14 protein-coding genes and 1 pseudogene are annotated in these 16,367 nt (G+C 71.4%); 10 read left to right on the top strand and 5 right to left on the bottom strand.

Features of this window, described 5'->3' with window-relative positions; translation table 11 throughout:
• Positions 1–48: 48 nt before the first annotated feature.
• On the bottom strand, positions 49–1,170 hold the full coding sequence (locus ACFQ9V_RS09705; protein ID WP_382458956.1) for a hypothetical protein: 1,122 nt from the start codon (positions 1,168–1,170) through the stop codon (positions 49–51).
• A 228-nt stretch (positions 1,171–1,398) separates the two neighbouring features.
• Here ACFQ9V_RS09705 and ACFQ9V_RS09700 point away from each other — a divergent pair, with 228 nt between their 5' ends.
• The 10 genes from ACFQ9V_RS09700 (at position 1,399) to ACFQ9V_RS09655 (ending at position 12,380) form a co-directional block, all read left to right on the top strand.
• The gene (locus ACFQ9V_RS09700) at positions 1,399–3,483 is read left to right on the top strand and encodes a hypothetical protein (protein WP_382458955.1); all 2,085 of its coding nucleotides are present in this window, start codon (positions 1,399–1,401) and stop codon (positions 3,481–3,483) included.
• Positions 3,480–4,502, top strand: coding sequence for a LacI family DNA-binding transcriptional regulator (locus ACFQ9V_RS09695; RefSeq protein ID WP_382458954.1), 1,023 nt, complete (start codon positions 3,480–3,482; stop codon positions 4,500–4,502). The genes ACFQ9V_RS09700 and ACFQ9V_RS09695 overlap by 4 nt, the downstream gene beginning before the upstream one ends.
• A 23-nt stretch (positions 4,503–4,525) precedes the next feature.
• Positions 4,526–5,830, top strand: coding sequence for an ABC transporter substrate-binding protein (locus tag ACFQ9V_RS09690; protein WP_382458953.1), 1,305 nt, complete (start codon positions 4,526–4,528; stop codon positions 5,828–5,830).
• A 2-nt stretch (positions 5,831–5,832) separates the two neighbouring features.
• Positions 5,833–6,792 (top strand): carbohydrate ABC transporter permease, encoded by a 960-nt coding sequence (locus ACFQ9V_RS09685; protein ID WP_382458952.1) that lies wholly within the window; start codon positions 5,833–5,835, stop codon positions 6,790–6,792.
• 74 nt (positions 6,793–6,866) lie between these two features.
• Positions 6,867–7,718, top strand: a complete 852-nt coding sequence (locus ACFQ9V_RS09680; protein ID WP_382458963.1) for a carbohydrate ABC transporter permease — start codon at positions 6,867–6,869, stop codon at positions 7,716–7,718.
• A 28-nt stretch (positions 7,719–7,746) separates the two neighbouring features.
• Positions 7,747–8,757: a hypothetical protein gene (locus ACFQ9V_RS09675; RefSeq protein ID WP_382458951.1), complete on the top strand. Its 1,011-nt coding sequence runs from the start codon at positions 7,747–7,749 to the stop codon at positions 8,755–8,757.
• 56 nt (positions 8,758–8,813) lie between these two features.
• Positions 8,814–9,842 (top strand): glycosidase, encoded by a 1,029-nt coding sequence (locus ACFQ9V_RS09670; protein WP_382458962.1) that lies wholly within the window; start codon positions 8,814–8,816, stop codon positions 9,840–9,842.
• Between the two features lie 55 nt (positions 9,843–9,897).
• Positions 9,898–10,236 (top strand): YciI family protein, encoded by a 339-nt coding sequence (locus ACFQ9V_RS09665; protein ID WP_382458950.1) that lies wholly within the window; start codon positions 9,898–9,900, stop codon positions 10,234–10,236.
• Complete coding sequence (locus tag ACFQ9V_RS09660; protein WP_382458949.1) at positions 10,233–11,489, top strand: RNA polymerase sigma factor; 1,257 nt, start codon at positions 10,233–10,235, stop codon at positions 11,487–11,489. Before ACFQ9V_RS09665 ends, ACFQ9V_RS09660 begins: the two co-directional genes overlap by 4 nt.
• A 48-nt stretch (positions 11,490–11,537) precedes the next feature.
• Positions 11,538–12,380 (top strand): NAD(P)-dependent oxidoreductase, encoded by an 843-nt coding sequence (locus ACFQ9V_RS09655; protein WP_382458948.1) that lies wholly within the window; start codon positions 11,538–11,540, stop codon positions 12,378–12,380.
• A 23-nt stretch (positions 12,381–12,403) separates the two neighbouring features.
• Here ACFQ9V_RS09655 and ACFQ9V_RS09650 read toward each other — a convergent pair whose 3' ends face one another.
• From ACFQ9V_RS09650 to ACFQ9V_RS09635, 4 genes and pseudogenes are all read right to left on the bottom strand, one after another.
• The gene (locus ACFQ9V_RS09650; RefSeq protein ID WP_382458947.1) at positions 12,404–13,459 is read right to left on the bottom strand and encodes a Gfo/Idh/MocA family protein; all 1,056 of its coding nucleotides are present in this window, start codon (positions 13,457–13,459) and stop codon (positions 12,404–12,406) included.
• A pseudogene (locus ACFQ9V_RS09645) lies at positions 13,456–14,487 on the bottom strand (Gfo/Idh/MocA family protein); the annotation flags it as partial. The pseudogene ACFQ9V_RS09645 and the gene ACFQ9V_RS09650, both read right to left, overlap by 4 nt.
• 28 nt (positions 14,488–14,515) lie before the next feature.
• Positions 14,516–15,373 (bottom strand): carbohydrate ABC transporter permease, encoded by an 858-nt coding sequence (locus tag ACFQ9V_RS09640; RefSeq protein WP_382458946.1) that lies wholly within the window; start codon positions 15,371–15,373, stop codon positions 14,516–14,518.
• The coding region (locus tag ACFQ9V_RS09635; RefSeq protein WP_382458945.1) for a carbohydrate ABC transporter permease at positions 15,366–16,367 on the bottom strand (1,002 nt) is incomplete at its 5' end. The genes ACFQ9V_RS09640 and ACFQ9V_RS09635, both read right to left, overlap by 8 nt.

Below are 16,367 nucleotides of genomic sequence, written 5' to 3'. Positions count from 1 at the left end.
CCCCTAAAACGCGGTTTTAGGGGCGTTTACGTGCCCTTCGGCGAGGGGTCAGACGGGGAAGCGGACGGCCGCGGCGACGGCTCCGCCGCCGGGGACGTCCTCGGCGCGCAGCGCGTAGACCTTCGCCTTGGAGGCCAGCGAGCGGCGGATGATCTCGTCCACCACGCCGTAGTTGCCCGCCGTGTCGTCGTCCAGGTACGCGATCTTGCCGGTCTCGTCGTCCAGCGACCCCGGCACCCGCCGGTCGATGTCGAACACGAGCGTCTCCACGGCGCCGTAGGTTGCGGCGCGGGCGATGTCGCTCAGGTCCACCAGGGCCGTTCCGCCGGCGATGCGGCTGGAGAAGTCCTCCTTGAGCGCGTCGATCTTGCCGGCGTACAGCCGGTCGAGCACGACGCGCGCGGCCGTCGCCAGCTCGTCCTCGGTCTTCTCCTCCGGGTTGCCCGCGATCACGTCGTCCACGAGCCGCGGATAGTCCGTCGCTCCGCGGAAGATCCCGGTCAGCGGCTCGGCCGCGGCGAGGATCAGCGGCTCGGTGGAGCTCGCCAGCAGCGGGTGCAGCGCCCGCTCGATCGCCTGCACGTACTCCAGCATCCGCACCTTCTGGCCCTCGGAGCCCTGGATGCGGCCCTCGGCGGCTCGCCCGCTGATGGAGGTCTTGCCGACCGCGGCGGCGACGTCCTTCGGCATCCCCTCGACCTCGACCAGCGCGGGCGGGAGCTCCGGGTCCACGCGGATCAGGCGCACCGAGTTCTGCGCGAGCGCGAGGATGAGCGCCGACTGCGGGAAGGTCACGGCGCGCAGCAGCGGCTTGATGTAGAAGCGGTCGGCGACCTCGCACGCGGAGGTCAGGCGGTTCGGCAGGCGGAAGGTCTCGGCGACCTCCCCGTCGAGGAAGACGGCGAGCGAGCGCGACTGGTAGCGCCAGAAGTCGCGGTCCTCCAGGATGCCCTCGCCCTCGGCCCGCACGGCGGCGATCCGGTGGCGATCGACGCCCATCGCCTCGAGCGATTTCACCGCGAGGGCGAGGTGGTTCTTGAGGTCGATCCGGGCCTTGTCCGCCTCCGGCGGCGTCGTGCCGGTCGGCAGGTAGATGCTGACGCAACCCGGTTCGCGGAGCGCCGCGATCCTCTCGATGTCGGCCTTGGTCGGAATGTCCTTGTACTCCACTTTTCCTCCTCGGTCGTGACCCGGCCGGACGTCGGCGGCCGGTCGCCCCAGTCTCGTCGCGGGCGCAGAGCGGCACAAGACCCCGGGGGTGGACCTGGGGGTCATCCCGTTGACAGATCCGAAAAGCGCGGCTACCGTCCTTTAAACCGGTTTAGACGTCACCCGTTCTGGGGGCGGCACCGGGCTTATCGCTCTTTCCCCCATCGGAGCACAGAGACAGGACACGCAATGAAGCGGAATCGACTCCTCGCCGCAGCGACGGGCGCTGCCCTCGCCGCCGCCGCGCTCGTACCGGTGATCGCCGCCCCGGCGAACGCCTCCCCCACTCCCGCGGCCACGGCCGCCGCCACCCCCTCATCCAACGCGGCGCTGACGAACCTCGCCCACCTGAACTTCCTCCTGGACGACGTGCCTCTGCTTCCCGGGGTCGCGGGGCACTCCACGTACCAGCAGAGCCAGGAGCCGACCGCACGCGCCCCGTGGGTGTACGCGAACCGCAACGCCGACGGCAGCTTCACGCGCGTCGGCGGCGGCCCCATCACCAACGCCGCCAAGGGCTACTACGCGCAGGGCACCTTCGACGCCGACGACATCTCCCGCTCCGCCGTGGTCTACCTCCGCGACTGGAAGCAGAACGGCACAGCGGCCAGCCGCGCGTCCGCCTACGAACTGCTGCGCGAGCTGACCTACCTGCAGGTCGACTCCGGCCCGAACGCCGGCAACGTGGTGCTCTGGCAGCAGCACGACGGAACCCTGAACCCGTCCGCCATCCCGGCCGACAACCCGAACCCCAGCGACTCCGGCGAGTCCTACTGGCTGGCGCGCACCGTCTGGGCGCTCGGCGAGGGCTACGCGGGCTTCCAGAAGTCCGACCCGGCGTTCGCGTCCTTCCTCCAGCAGCGGATGAACCTCGCGCTGCGCTCCCTGGAACGTCAGTCGCTCGCCAACTACGGCACGACCGTGCAGGCGAACGGCGTCACGGTCCCCGGCTGGCTCATCACGAACAGCGCGGCCCCGACGGCGGAGGCCGTGCTCGGCCTGAGCGCATACACGGCCGCGGCGCCCGGCGACACCCAGGCGCGCACCGACCTCCAGCGCTACGCGAAGGGGATCGCCGGGCTGTCCTCCGGCGGCACCGGCCAGTGGCCGTTCGGCGCGCTGCTCCCCGAGGCCAACTCGCCCACGTTCTGGCACGCCTGGGGCGGTATGGCGCCCGCGGCGCTGACCGCCGCCGCGACGCAGCTCCATGACGGCAGCCTGCAGAGCGCCGCGAACACCGACCTCGCGAGCTTCACCCCGCAGCTCCTCGCCAGCGGCGGCCCGGACAACGGCTGGACGCCCACCCCGGCCGACCAGTCGCAGATCGCCTACGGCGTCGACTCCCGGGTCGAGGCCCTGGTCGCGGCCTCCGACGCCACCGGCTCGACCGGCCTCGCCACCCTCGCCGGCGCCCAGGCTGCCTGGTACTTCGGCGCCAACCCGGCCGGCGTGCCGGTGTACGACCCGTCCACCGGCGTCTGCGTCGACGGCATCGGCGGCGACGCCAGCGTCAACCACAACTGTGGCGCCGAGTCGGTCATCCACACCGAGCTGAGCATGCTCGCGCTCGACGCCCACCCGGCGATCAAGCGCGAGGCACTGGCCCTGACGCACCGCTCCGCCGCCGACGGCCTCCAGGTCGTGGAGGCCGAGAAGGGCGCGCTCACCGGCCCCGCCACCGTGGTCACCCCGCCGTCCGCGTGGACAGGCTCGGCGAACTGGTCGGGCGGCGCGTACGTCTCCGCCTCGACCGGGGCGACCGTCACGATGACGCTGCCCGCCGGCCACCCGGCCGCGCGCATCCTCCCGATCGAGGACCTCGGCCCCGACGGCACCGCGACGAGCGGGTCGGGCACGACGGCCTGGACGGCGAGCGCGGGCAACCGCACCGTGCAGCTCGGCTCCAGCCAGAACGTGCGTCCGGGCGCCCAGGGCATCGCGCCCACCACGGTGTTCCTGCTGCCGCAGACCCTCCCGGTCTCCGCTCCCGCCGGCGCGACCACGATCACCGCGCGGGTGAGCGGCCAGGCCCGGCTCGACGCCGTGCTCGTGCAGCCGGAGGTCTCGCACCTCGGCCTGACCGGCACCGGCCGGCTTGACGTCTACGTCAACGCCACCACCGGCACGGCCGTGCAGCACCTCGGCTCCTCCGGCCCCGTGCTCGCGACCCGCTACGACGCCTCCGGCCGCCAGGTCGGTGCGCCGATCCCGCTGAACGGGAACGGCACCGTCACGATCGTGCCGGGCGGCTTCACCACGGTGGTGCCGCGGTGACGCCGGCCGACATCACGATCAACGACGTCGCGCGGGCGGCGGGCGTGAGCAAGGGACTGGTCTCCCTCGCCCTCAACGGCAAGCCCGGCGTGGCGCTGGAGACCCGCGAGCGCATCCTCGCGACCGCGCGGGAGCTCGGGTTCACCCCCAACCCGAGCGCCCGCGGGCTCACCACCCGACGTGCCTACGCGCTCGGGCTCATCCTGCGCCGCGCCGCCCGCACCATCGAGGTGGACCCGTTCTTCGCGGCGTTCATCGCGGGCGTCGAGACGGTGCTCTCGGAGCGCGGCCAGGTGCTCGTGCTGACGGTCGTCCCCGACCACGAGGCGGAGGCCCGCGCCTACGAGCGGCTCGCGCTCGACAAGCGGGTCGACGGCTTCCTGCTCACCGACATCCTCGCCGAGGACCACCGTCTCGCGCTCGTACAGGAGTTCGGCTCGCAGGCGGTCTCGCTCGGCGAGCCGGCCGGCGGCAGCCCGTTCCCTGTCATCACGCGCGACTACGACGCGGGCATCGACGAGCTCGTCGCGCACCTGCTCGAACTGGGCCACACGCGCATCGCGCACGTATCGGGCGACGAGCGGATGCTGCACGGCCTCCTCCGCCGGGAGCGGTTCGAGCAGGCGATCCGCTCGGCAGGGCTCCACCCCGTCATCGTCCCCACCGACTTCTCGCCCGAACAGGGCGCGGAGGCCACCAAGACGCTCCTCGACTCCGCGGAGCCGCCCACCGCCATCGTCTACGGCAACGACCCGATGGCGATCGCGGGAATGGGGGTCGCGCACGAACGCGGCCTCCGCCTCCCCCAGGACTTGTCCATCACAGGGCTCGACGGCTCCCAGATCGGGACCTACATCTATCCGAGCCTGACGACCCTGGACAACGACCCGGCCGGCTGGGGCATCGCCGCCGCCACCGCACTGCTGCGGCTGGTGGAACAGGGCGAGCCTGCCGACGTCGCCCTGCCCCCTGCCCGGCTGGTGGTGCGCGCCTCCACGGCGTCACCATCGCGTCACTGAAATCACGAGAAAGAGCACAGAACATGCGTAAACGCATCACCGGCCGCAGACTCGCGGTCGCCGTCATCAGCGCCGGCCTCGTCGCCGGCACCCTGGCCGCGTGCGGCTCCAGCAGCGGAGGCGGTCAGACCGACGCCATGAAGGCGCACGGCCCGATCACCATCTGGTACTCCAACAACCCGCAGGAGGTGCAGTGGGGCAAGTCGATGGTCTCCTCCTGGAACTCCTCACACCCCAAGGAGCAGATCAAGGCCCAGGAGGTCCCGGCCGGAAAGAGCACAGAAGAGGTCATCGGCGCCGCCATCACGGCCGGCACCACCCCCTGCCTCGTGTTCAACAACCTGCCCGCCGCGACGGGTCAGTGGGAGAAGCAGGGCGGCCTGGTCGACCTGTCGAAGTTCCCCGACGGCAACTCGTACATCCAGGGCCGCAGCGGCGCGACCGCCGACCAGTACAAGTCGCCGAACGGCGACTTCTTCCAGATGCCGTGGAAGCAGAACCCGGTGATGATCTTCTACAACAAGGCGATCTTCCAGAAGGCCGGCATCGACCCGAACAGCCCCGACCTGTCGACCTACGACAAGTTCATCGCCGCGGCGCAGAAGATCAAGTCGTCCGGCGCCGCGCCGTACGCGATCTACCCGGCCCCGACCAGCGAGTTCTTCCAGCCGAACTTCGACTACCTGCCCCTGCTGGCCGCGCAGACCGGCGGCAAGACCTTCATCGAGAACGGCAAGTCGAACATCACCAGCCAGGACTCGGTGGATGTCGCCAACTTCTGGAAGAGCATCTACGCCGACGGCCTCGCCGGCAAGGAGCAGTACCAGGGCGACGCCTTCGCCGACGGCAAGTCCGCGATGGCCATCGTCGGACCGTGGGCGATCGCGGTCTACAACAAGATCCAGTGGGGCTCCGTCCCCGTCCCGACCAAGGACGGCAAGTCGGCCGACCAGACGTACACCTTCCCGGATGCCAAGAACATCGGCATGTACACGTCCTGCAAGAACCAGGGCACGGCCTGGGACGTCATCAAGTACGCCACCTCGAAGGACCAGGACGGCCAGCTGCTGAACGTCACCGGCCAGATGCCGATCCGCTCCAACGTGTCGAGCGTGTACGCGAGCTACTTCGATTCGCACCCGGCGTACAAGGAGTTCGGCGCCCAGAGCGAGCGGACCGCTGACGACCCGACGGGCGTCAACACCATCGCCCAGCTCCAGGCCCTGCGCGACGCGTACTCCAAGTCGGTGATCAACGGCACCGGCACGGTGGAGGACGCCTTCAAGGCCGCCTCGCAGAAGATCGACCAGCTCCAGGCTCAGAAGTAATCATGAGCACCCTCTCCGCACCCCCGGCGGCGGGCACCACGCCCGCCGCCGGGGCGGCCCCGCGGCGACGCAAGCCGCTGCTGCAGCGCATCCTCGGCACCAACCCGCTCGGCTGGCTGCTGGCGGCGCCGTACCTGATCTTCGTCCTGGTGATCTTCGCGTACCCGCTGATCTACGCGGTCTACATGTCGTTCTTCGACTACTTCTTCGCGGCCCCCGGAGCCCAGGTCGCCGAGCCCTTCGTCGGGTTCCAGAACTACATCCAGGCCTTCACCGACCCTGCCGTGCTGCAGTCGTTCGGCAACGTCGGGATCTTCCTGATCATCAACGTGCCGCTGACGGTCGTGCTGTCGCTGGTGCTCGCGAGCGGGCTCAACGGCATCACCCGGTTCCGCACGTTCCTGCGGGTGAGCTACTACGTGCCGTACGTCACGGCGAGCGTCGCGATCATCGGCGTCTGGCTGTTCCTGTTCAACGGCTCCGGACTGGTGAACCAGATCCTCGGCCCGCTCGCCCCGAACCCGTCGTGGTTCATCAACCCGGTGCTGGCCATGCCTACCATCGCGATCTACGTGACCTGGAAGCAGCTCGGCCTCTACATCCTGCTGTACCTCGCCGCGCTGCAGAACGTGCCCCGCGAACTGTACGAGTCGGCGGCGACCGACGGCGCAGGGAGGGTACGGCAGTTCTTCTCCGTCACCGTGCCCGGCGTGCGGCCCGCGACCGTGCTCGTGCTGCTGCTCGCCACCATCACCGGCGCCAACATGTTCACCGAGCCGTACCTCCTCACCGGAGGCGGCGGCCCGGACGGCCACTCGACCTCCCCGGTGCTCCTCATCTACCAGCAGGGCATCCAGCAGGGGCACCCGGGCTACGCCTCAGCGATCGGCGTCGTGCTCGTGATCGTGGTGCTGATCATCGCCTGGCTGCAGAACCGATTCGCGGGAGGACGAGAGTCATGACCACCCTCAAGCCGACAGGCGCCGAACCGGCGCCGCAGACTCCGCGCGCCCCGAGGAAGCGCCGTCGCCGTGACATGGCCGCCTCCGTGCGGCTGAGCCGACCGCAGGCGATCCTGCGGGGGGTCGTCCTGACGATCGGCGCCTTCGCCTTCCTGTTCCCCTTCTACTACATGCTGATCGGGTCGCTGCAGGCGTCGCCCGACACGACCGTCGCGGGGGCGTTCCCCAATCCGGCCAACATCACGCTGCACAACTACGCGGCGATCGACTCCCGGATCAACCTCCTGCAGGGCCTGGTCAACTCGGGCATCTTCACCGGCGGCGTGCTGCTGGGGACCGTCGTGTTCGGGGTGCTCGCCGGGTACGCGCTGTCGATCCTGCACTGGCGGGGGCGCGGGGTGACCTTCGCGCTGGCTCTGCTGGTGCAGACCATCCCGTTCCAGCTCCTGATGATCCCGCTGTACGTGCTCATCGCGCGCAACTACGGGCTGGGCGACAACTATCTGGGGATGATCCTGCCGTACGCCATCAACTCGGCGGCGGTGCTCATCTTCCGGCAGTACTTCCTGCAGTTGCCGCGGGAACTGTTCGACGCCGCCCGGGTGGACGGCGCCGGGGAGTTCACGCTGCTCTGGCGGGTCGCCCTCCCGCTGGTGCGACCCGCGCTGGTGACCGTGCTGCTGCTGACCTTCATCGGCCCCTGGAACGAGTTCCTCTGGCCGTTCCTGATCACGAAGGAGGCGAGCCTGCAACCGCTGGCCGTCTCGCTGGCGAACTACATCAGCACGGTCGCGGCCTCCACGGCCAACCCGTTCGGGGCGATCCTCGCCGGAGCGGTCGTCCTGGCCGTGCCCGTGGTGGTGCTGTTCATCGTCTTCCAGCGCTACTTCACCTCAACCGACATCGGCTCGTCCGTCAAGGGCTGAGCCGCCCGCACCGAACACAAGGAGAAAAGTGGACGCCGCCTTTACCGACGCCCTCCGCCTCAGCTACGAGGAGGCGCTGGGTCACGCCAACGCCCTCACCGACCACATCTCGACCGACCACTTCTCGGCGAACTACGTCGACCCGCCGGACTGGGCGATCGGCCCGTTCGAGCGGGACCCGTCGCTGACCTTCCGGCTCGACGGCCAGTGGGACGACCCCACCGGCGTCGGCTGGACGAGCAGCGCGATCTTCAACCCGTCGATGATCGAGCGCGACGGGGAGCTGCACCTCTTCTACCGGGCATCGCCGCGCATGGAGTCGCTGGCGAGCCGGATCGGCCACGCCGTCCTCCGCGACGGGGTGTGGCACGACGACCCGGCCAACCCGGTCGTCTACCCGACGCTGCCCAACGAGCCGCTCGGCTGCGAGGACCCGAAGGTCTACGAGGCCGACGGCCGCTACGTGCTCTTCTACAACGCCAACCGGCGCACGGAGGCGGGCGACATCGCGGTCGACATCATGGGGATGGTCTCCGACGACCTGGTGTCGTGGGAGAAGATCGGGCTGGTGGTCCCGCTCGAGGTCTCCCAGGACTGGGCGAAGGGCGCCGTCATTCCGCGCGACGAGCACGGCCGTGCCGTGCGGATCGGCGGCGAGTACCTGATGTTCCTCTCCGAGGGCTGCGGCGGCCGGCCGATGATCGGCCACTCCGACGACCTGGTCTCCTGGACCTTCGCCGAGCAGCCCTACCTCGACCTGTCGCCGCTGCCCGGCAGCCTGTTCGAGGTCGCCTGCGCCGTCGTGCGCGGGGACGACCTCGTGCTGGACTTCTTCTACGCCGACGAGAACGGCGACTTCGCCGCAGCCCAGGCGCACTACTCGACCGACGCCCCGTTCACCCAGCTCGGCCTCCATCGCGGAGGCTCCCTCGCCTGGGGCGGCCTGCAGAAGGTGGACGGCCGCTGGTCGTTCGCGCAAGGCTGGGACGCTCCCCGCGGAGAGCGCGAACTCTATGTCTACAAGGAGGTCACGAAGTGACTGAGCCCTTCCCCACTGCGCCTTTCCCGTATGGCCTCACCCGCGCCGGCGTGGTGATGACTCCCGATCCCGGCGAGCCGCTCGAGGCGGAAGGCGTGCTGAACCCCGCGTCCGGCCGCGACGCCGACGGCGAGCTGTACCTTCTGCCGCGGCTGGTCGCCGGCGGCAACGTGTCCCGAGTCGGCCTCGCCCGCGTGGTCGTCGAGGACGGCGTGCCGGTCGGCGTCGAGCGGGAGGGCGTCGTGCTGGCGCCCGACCGCGACTTCGAGCGCGGCCGGCGCAACTCCGGCGTGGAGGACCCGCGCACGACGTTCGTGCCCGCCCTCGGCCTCCACGTGATGACCTACGTCGCGTACGGCCCGCTCGGCCCGCGCACCGCCGTCGCCGTCTCGGCCGACCTGCGGTCGTGGCAGCGGCTCGGCCCGGTGACTTTCGAGTACGACGACGAGCTGGGCGTCGACCTGGCGCTGTTCCACAACAAGGACACGGTGTTCTTCCCCGAGCCGGTCACCGGGCCGGACGGCGTGGAGAGCCTCGCCGTGCTGCACCGGCCGGTGTGGGACCTCGGCGAGGTCAGGGACGGCGAGGGCGCGCACCCGCCGACGGGGCTGGAGGAGAAGCGTCCCAGCATCTGGATCGCGTTCATCCCGCTGGCCGCGGTGCGCGAGGACATCGGCGAGCTGACGCGGTGGCGGCACAACCGCTTCCTCGCCGGTCCGGAGTTCCCGTTCGAGGAGCTGAAGATCGGCGCAGGCCCGGCCCCGGTGCGGGTGCCGGAGGGCTGGCTGCTGCTGCACCACGGCGTCACGGGGCGACTGGAGCGCGGTGTCGACCAGCAGAAGCACGTCAACTACTCCGCCGGCGCGATGATCCTCGACGCCGACGAGCCGTGGCGGGTGATCCGGCGGACGGAGGAGCCGCTGCTGAGCGCCGAGACCGAGGAGGAGCGGAGCGGCATCGTGCCGAACGTCGTGTTCCCCACCGCGATCGAGCGCGTGGACGGCGTCGACTGGGTCTTCTACGGCATGGCGGACTCGAAGATCGGCGTCGCGAAGCTGGAGCGGGTGGCGACTTCCGCGACATGATGTCGAGATGACGCCCTCCCGTTCGTATGGACGGTGAGAGGAAGGAATCACGATCATGTCCCAGTACCTGCTCAGCGTCTACCAGCCCGACGGGCCCGTCCCGGAGCCGGAGGTCCTCGCCGCGATCGGCGAGGACCTCGACGCGCTCAACACCGAGATGCGCGCGGCCGGCGCCTGGGTGTTCTCCAACGGCCTCCTGCCGCCGCAGTCGGCGACCGTCCTGCGGCCGGCCGGCGCGGAGGTGATGATCACCGACGGCCCGTTCGCGGAGGGCAAGGAGCACCTCGGCGGCTTCACCATCGTCGACGTGCCCGACCTCGACGCCGCCCTCGAGTGGGGCAGGCGTCTCGCCGTCGCGACGACGCTGCCGATCGAGGTGCGGCCGTTCGCGTGAGCTACGACAGGGATGGCGCGGCCGTCTCCTCCGGAGCGATCGACTCGATCTTCCGCGAGGAGTACGGCCGCGCCGTCTCCGTGCTCTACCGCTCCCTCGGCGACCTGGACCGTGCGGAGGACGCCGTGCAGGAGGCCTTCGCCGTCGCCGTCGCGCGCTGGCCGGTCGACGGCCTCCCGCCCGCGCCGGCGGGGTGGCTCATCACCACGGCCCGTCGCCGCGCGATCGACCGGTTGCGCCGCGAGGCCGTCGGCCGGGAGCGGGAGGCGGAGGCGACGGCGCTGCTCGCCCTGGCCTCCACGGTGGAGGCCGCCGACACCGGCGCGATCCCCGACGACCGCCTCCGGCTCATCTTCACCTGCTGCCACCCCGCGCTCGCGCCGAACGCCAGGGTGGCGCTGACGCTGCGGCTGCTCGGCGGGCTCAGCACCGCCGAGATCGCGCGGGCGTTCCTGGTCCCGGAGGCCACGCTCGCCCAGCGCATCTCGCGCGCGAAGGCGAAGATCAGGGACGCCAGGATCCCCTACCGGGTCCCGGCCGCCGCCGACCTGCCGGAACGGCTCGGCTCCGTGCTCGCGGTCGTCTATCTGATCTTCAGCGAGGGGTACACGGCGACCGCGGGCGACCGGCTGGTGCGCGAGGAGCTCTGCGGTGAGGCGACCCGCCTCGCGCGCCTCCTGACGGCGCTGCTGCCCGACGAGCCGGAGGCCCAGGGGCTGCTCGCCCTGCTGCTGCTCGTCGACGCCCGCCGTCCCGCCCGCCTGGATCGCGACGGGTCGATGGTCGCCCTCCCCGACCAGGACCGCGGCCGCTGGGAGGACGCGCTGATCGCCGAGGGTCACGCGATCGTGCGCCGCTGCCTCGTCGCCGGACGGCCGGGACCGTACCAGCTCCAGGCGGCGATCCAGGCGGTGCACGACGACGCCGCGCGCGCCGAGGACACCGACTGGCGGCAGATCGTCGCCCTGTACGACCAGCTCCTGCGGGTGCAGCCCTCCCCCGTCGTCGCCCTCAACCGCGCGGTCGCGGTGGCGGAGGCCGTCGGTCCCGGGCCGGCGCTGACGGCGATCGAGCCGCTGCGCGAGGAGCTGGCGTCGTTCTATCTGCTGCACGGCATCCGCGCCGGGCTGCTGCGCCGGTCGGGACGGCCGGAGGAGGCCGCGGCCGAGTACGACGAGGCGGTGCGGCTGTGCGCGAACGACAGCGAGCGGGAGTTCCTGTCGCGGCAGCGGGCGCTGCTGCCGGAAGTCTGATCGGCGTTCCGGCTTCCGTCCGTGCGGCCGGCGGTGGAGAGTGGCGCTATGGACATCGCATTCCTCGGGCTCGGCCGGATGGGCCGCGAGCTCGTCCCCCACCTGATCGACGCCGGCCACACCGTGACCGTCTGGAACCGCTCACCGGAGCCGGCCCAGACCATCGGCCGCCGCGGCGCCCACGTCGCGGGGTCGGCCGCAGAGGCCGTCGCCGCCGCGGGCACGATCGTGAGCGTGCTGTTCGGCCCGGAGGCCGTGCGCGAGACGCTGCTGGACGCGGACCTGCCGTGGCGCCCCGGCACGCTCTGGATCGACGTGACGACGGTCTCCCCGGCCGACGCGACGGAGTTCGCCGCCCGCGCCGCCGTCCTCGGCATCCGCTACGTGGCCTCCCCCGTCGTCGGCTCGCTCGCCCCCGCCCGCGCCGGATCGCTCGCGGTGCTGGTCGGCGGCGAGCACGACGCGGCGCGCGAGGCGAAGCGCGTCGTCGGCCTGTGGGCCGACCAGGAGAAGCTGCGCACCTTTAATACGCCCGCGGCGGCGACGGCGGCGAAGCTGGTGGCCAACCTCGCGCTCGCCATCTCGATGGAGGCCCTGTCGGAGTCGCTGCGCCTCGGACGCGCCGCGGGACTCACCGACGACGAGGTGCTCGCCACGCTCTCCCTGACCGCGATCGCCCCGCTCGCCGCCACGAAGGGCCCGCTCGTGACGGCAGGCGACTACGACGACGCCCAGTTCACCGCCGACGCCCTCGCCAAGGACACCCGCCTCATGCTCGCGACCGCGGACGTGCCGCTGCCGGCCGTCGCGCTCGTCGCGGCGGAGCTGCAGCGGGCGATCGACGTGGGGCAGGGCGGGATGGACTTCTCGGTCATCGCGCGTGATCGGTGAGCACCGCACCCGTCGAGGGGTGCTCAGCCGACTAGCGTCACCACCCCGCCGGCGGCCGCCGAGCGCCGTGCCGCGTCCACGACCTGAAGGGTCCGCAACCCCACGGTCCCGTCCGGGACCGCCGCCCGCCCCGCGCGCACAGCGGTGACGAACTCCGCGAGCATGGCCGCGTCGAGGTCGTCCCCGGTCGAGACCCACACCGGCCCGTCGCCGGTCTGGCCGCCGACGTGCTCCGCGAACGGCGCGATCGTGACCGAGCCGCGCGTGCCCGTCACCTGGAACGTCAGGCCGCCCCAGGTCGGCGCGGCGTCCGGGACACTCCACGAGCAGTCGATCGTCGCCACGACGCCGCTCGCGTACACCGCGGTCACCAGGCCGCCGGTCTCGACGGACGCCTCCGGGTGCAGGATGCGGTTGGCGACCGCGTGCACCGTCGCCGGCTGCTCGCCGAGCAGCGCGTCAAGCAGGTCGGCGCAGTGCACGACGTGGTCGACCAGCGCGCCGCCGCCCGCGAGCGCTGGATCGGTGAACCAGGCGCGGTCGGAGGGCACCTTGCCGTTGTTCGTCCCCTTCACCGCCAGCAGCGTCCCGAGCGCGCCGCCGCGCACCCGGTTCAGGAGGTCGGCGAACGCGGGCGCGAACCGGACCGGGTACGCCGTCATCAGAGTGACGCCGGCCCGCTCGGCCGCCGCCAGCATGGCCTCGGCATCCTCCACCGTCGTGGCCAGCGGCTTCTCGCACAGGATGTGCGCTCCGGCCGCCGCGGCCGCCTCCACGAGTGCGCGGTGGCGGACGTTCTCGGCCGTGACGATCACGGCGTCCGGACCCCAGGCGAGCGCGTCCTCGTACGTCGGCAGGTAGCGCACGCCGAGCTGCTCGGCGAGCGCGCTGCCGCGGAGGGCGGCGTCCGCCGCCGACGCGCCGTCCGGGTCGGTGACGACGAGCTCGATGTCCGCGCGGCCCGAGAGCGCGCGGCAGTAGCCGATCGCGTGCGTGTGCGCGAAGGACAGGACTGCCACCTTCAGCGGGCGGCCTTCGGGGATCCCCACGGTCTTCTCCTCCTGGATCGGGACGGTCATGCGCCGACCATCGCCTCAGCCGACGCCGACGCCGACGCCAGGTCCAGCTCGACCGGCAGGCCGCTGTGCAGCGACTCCATCGCCGCCTCGGCCAGCGCGACGGCGCGCACGCCGTCCTCCGGCGTGACCCTGGCGGCACGGTCCTCCGCGATGGCCGCCACGTAGTCGCGGAGCTGCGCGGTGTACGGGCTCTCGGCGTGGACGGGCGGCGGCAGGTAGCCGTCCGCCTCGTGCGCCGACGGGATGTCGACCCGGCTCGGCGTCCGCGTCGAGTCGATCGCGAGCGTGCCGGCGGAGCCGGCGAGGTCTGCGCTGGTCCGGAACGGCAGTCCGCGCGCCCCCCAGGTGCCCTGGAGGTGGCTGATCGCGCCGGTCGCGTGCGTCAGCACGACGTGCGCGGTGACCGTGTGCGGCTCGGCGGCGTCACCGCCCGGCGCGCTCTGGACCGCGTACACGCGGACGACGTCGCCCGCGAGCCAGAGCGCCTGGTCGAGGTCGTGGATCATCTGGTCGCGCACGATCCCGCCGCCCCGGGCCTCGTCGTGGAACCAGGTGCCCGCCTTCGGCGCCTCGCCGCCGCGCACGAACCGCAGCACAGCGGGCTCGCCGATCCGCCCTGCCGCGATCTCGCGCTGCACCGCCGCGTACTCCGGGAAGTACCGCACGACGTGAGCCGGGAACAGCCGGACGCCGGCCTCCCGCGCCGCTTCGACGACCTCCCTGGCCTCCTCGACGGAGGAGCCGAGCGGCTTCTCGCAGATGACGTGCTTGCCTGCGCGGATCGCCGCGAGGGCCAGCGGCGCGTGGCTGGTGGTCGGGGTCACGATGTCCACGACGTCGCTCGCGGCGAGCAGCGCGTCGAGGTCGCCGGCGACGGCGAAGCCGTACTGCGCGGCGAGCGCCTCTGCGCCCTCGTGCGAGTGCACGGTGACCGCGGCGCCGAGCGCCCGCCAGCCGTCCGCGTGGACGCGCGAGATGCCGCCGGCCCCGATCAGGCCGACTCGAAGGGTGTTCACGGTGTGTGCCTTTCTGGCGTCGTCGCCTCGGTCTCCTGCGTCATTTCAGACCGGAGAACGCGATGCCGTCGATGACGCGTCGTTGCATGAGGAGGAAGAGGATGAGGACCGGCGCCATCGCGAGCAGGCTCGCCGCGAGCAGCAGCGGGTAGTCCGGGATGGAGCGCTGGCTGGTGAGCGTGGCGATGCCCGGCGCGAGCGGCATCTGGGTGGAGTCCGTCGCCACGATGAGCGGCCAGAGCAGGTCGTTCCACGAGGCCAGCACCGTGATGATCGCCAGCGCGGACAGCCCGGGCTTGGCCAGCGGCAGCATCACCCTCCAGAACACCTGGAAGTGGTTCGCTCCGTCGAGCCGCGCCGCCTCGGCCAGCTCGTCGGGCAGGCCGAGGAAGAACTGCCGCATCAGGAAGGTGCCGAACGCGCTGAAGATCCCGGGCGCAGCGATGCCCGCGATGGTGTTGAGCCAGCCGAGGCCCTGCACGATCTGGTACTGCGGCAGCAGGTAGACCTGCGGCGGCACCATCAGGATGGCGAGCACCAGGGCGAAGATCGTCCGCCGGAACGGGAACTCCATCCGGGCGAAGGCATAGCCGGCCATCGAGCAGAGCAGGAGCTGGCCGACCGTGCGGATGATCGTGACGGCCACCGACACCCAGAGCTGGTTGAGGAACGGGAGCTGGTCGAAGACGTGCGCGAAGTTCTCGAAGTGCAGCGTCCCCGGCCACACCGTCGGCGGCACGGAGGTGACCTGCGCATTCGTCGCCAGCGACATCAGGATCTGCCAGACGAACGGGAAGATCATCAGCAGCGACGCCACGATGAGCACCGCGTGGGTCAGGCCGTTCCCGCGCGTGCGGCCGGCCCGCGGCCGAGGCCGTGCGATCACCGAGCTAGACATAGTTCACCCACTTCTTCTGCATGCGGAACTGGAGCATCGTGAACGCGCCGACCAGCACCAGGATGGCGACGCCGACCGCCGCGGCGTAGCCGTTGTCGCCGGTCTGCTGGTGGGCGAAGAACAGGTAGACGAGCGACTGCGTCTGGTTGATCGCCGGGTTCTGCGTTCCCATCAGCGCGTAGAGCAGGTCGAACAGCTGGAACCCGGTGATGACGGTGATGACCGAGACGAAGAAGATCGACGGGGTCAGCAGCGGCACGGTGATCGAGAAGAACTGCCGGGCCCGGCTCGCGCCGTCGATCGAGGACGCCTCGTACATCTCCGGCGGGATGCTGCGCATGCCGGCCGAGAGCACGATGAGGTTGAACCCGAGCGAGATCCACACCCCGACGACGCCGACGGCGAAGAGCGCGAACCACTCCGTGCTCAGCCAGTTCGGCCCCTTGATCCCGATCAGCGAGAGCGAGTAGTTGATCACGCCGAAGTCGCCGTTGAAGATGATCCGCCACACCATCGAGATGGCGGCGGGCATCGCCACGTACGGCAGGAAGAACGCCGTGCGGTACGCGGCGGCGAACCGCAGCCCCGGCCGGTTGATCAGCGCCGCGAACCAGACCGCCAGCGGGATGCCGAGCAGGAGGATGACGACGTAGATGAGCGTGTTGAGGATCGCGCGCCAGAAGTCGGGGTCCGCCAGCATCTGCTGGTAGTTCGTGATCCCGCTCCAGGTCGCGCCGCCGAACGCGCCCCACGTCGTGAAGCTGAAGTAGGCGTTGCGGAAGATCGGCCAGATGTAGAACACCAGCACGCCGATCAGCAGCGGCCCGACGAACAGCAGCGCCCACCAGCCGTCCGTGCGCAGGCGGCGGCCTCGGCCCCGGTTGGCCGCGCGCGGTGCGCGGTCGCCCGGGGTGGCGGGGGGCGCCCGCCCGGGGCCCCCGCCCCAAGGGGTGGGATGGGTTGGGAAACGGGCGAATTTTGGGGGGGCGCCGGG

Source organism: Leifsonia sp. NPDC056665, from assembly GCF_042791795.1.
Taxonomy (GTDB): Bacteria; Actinomycetota; Actinomycetes; order Actinomycetales; family Microbacteriaceae; genus Leifsonia.
The sequence above is the reverse complement of the archived record's forward strand: the minus strand, read 5'-3'. Positions and strand labels throughout refer to the sequence as shown.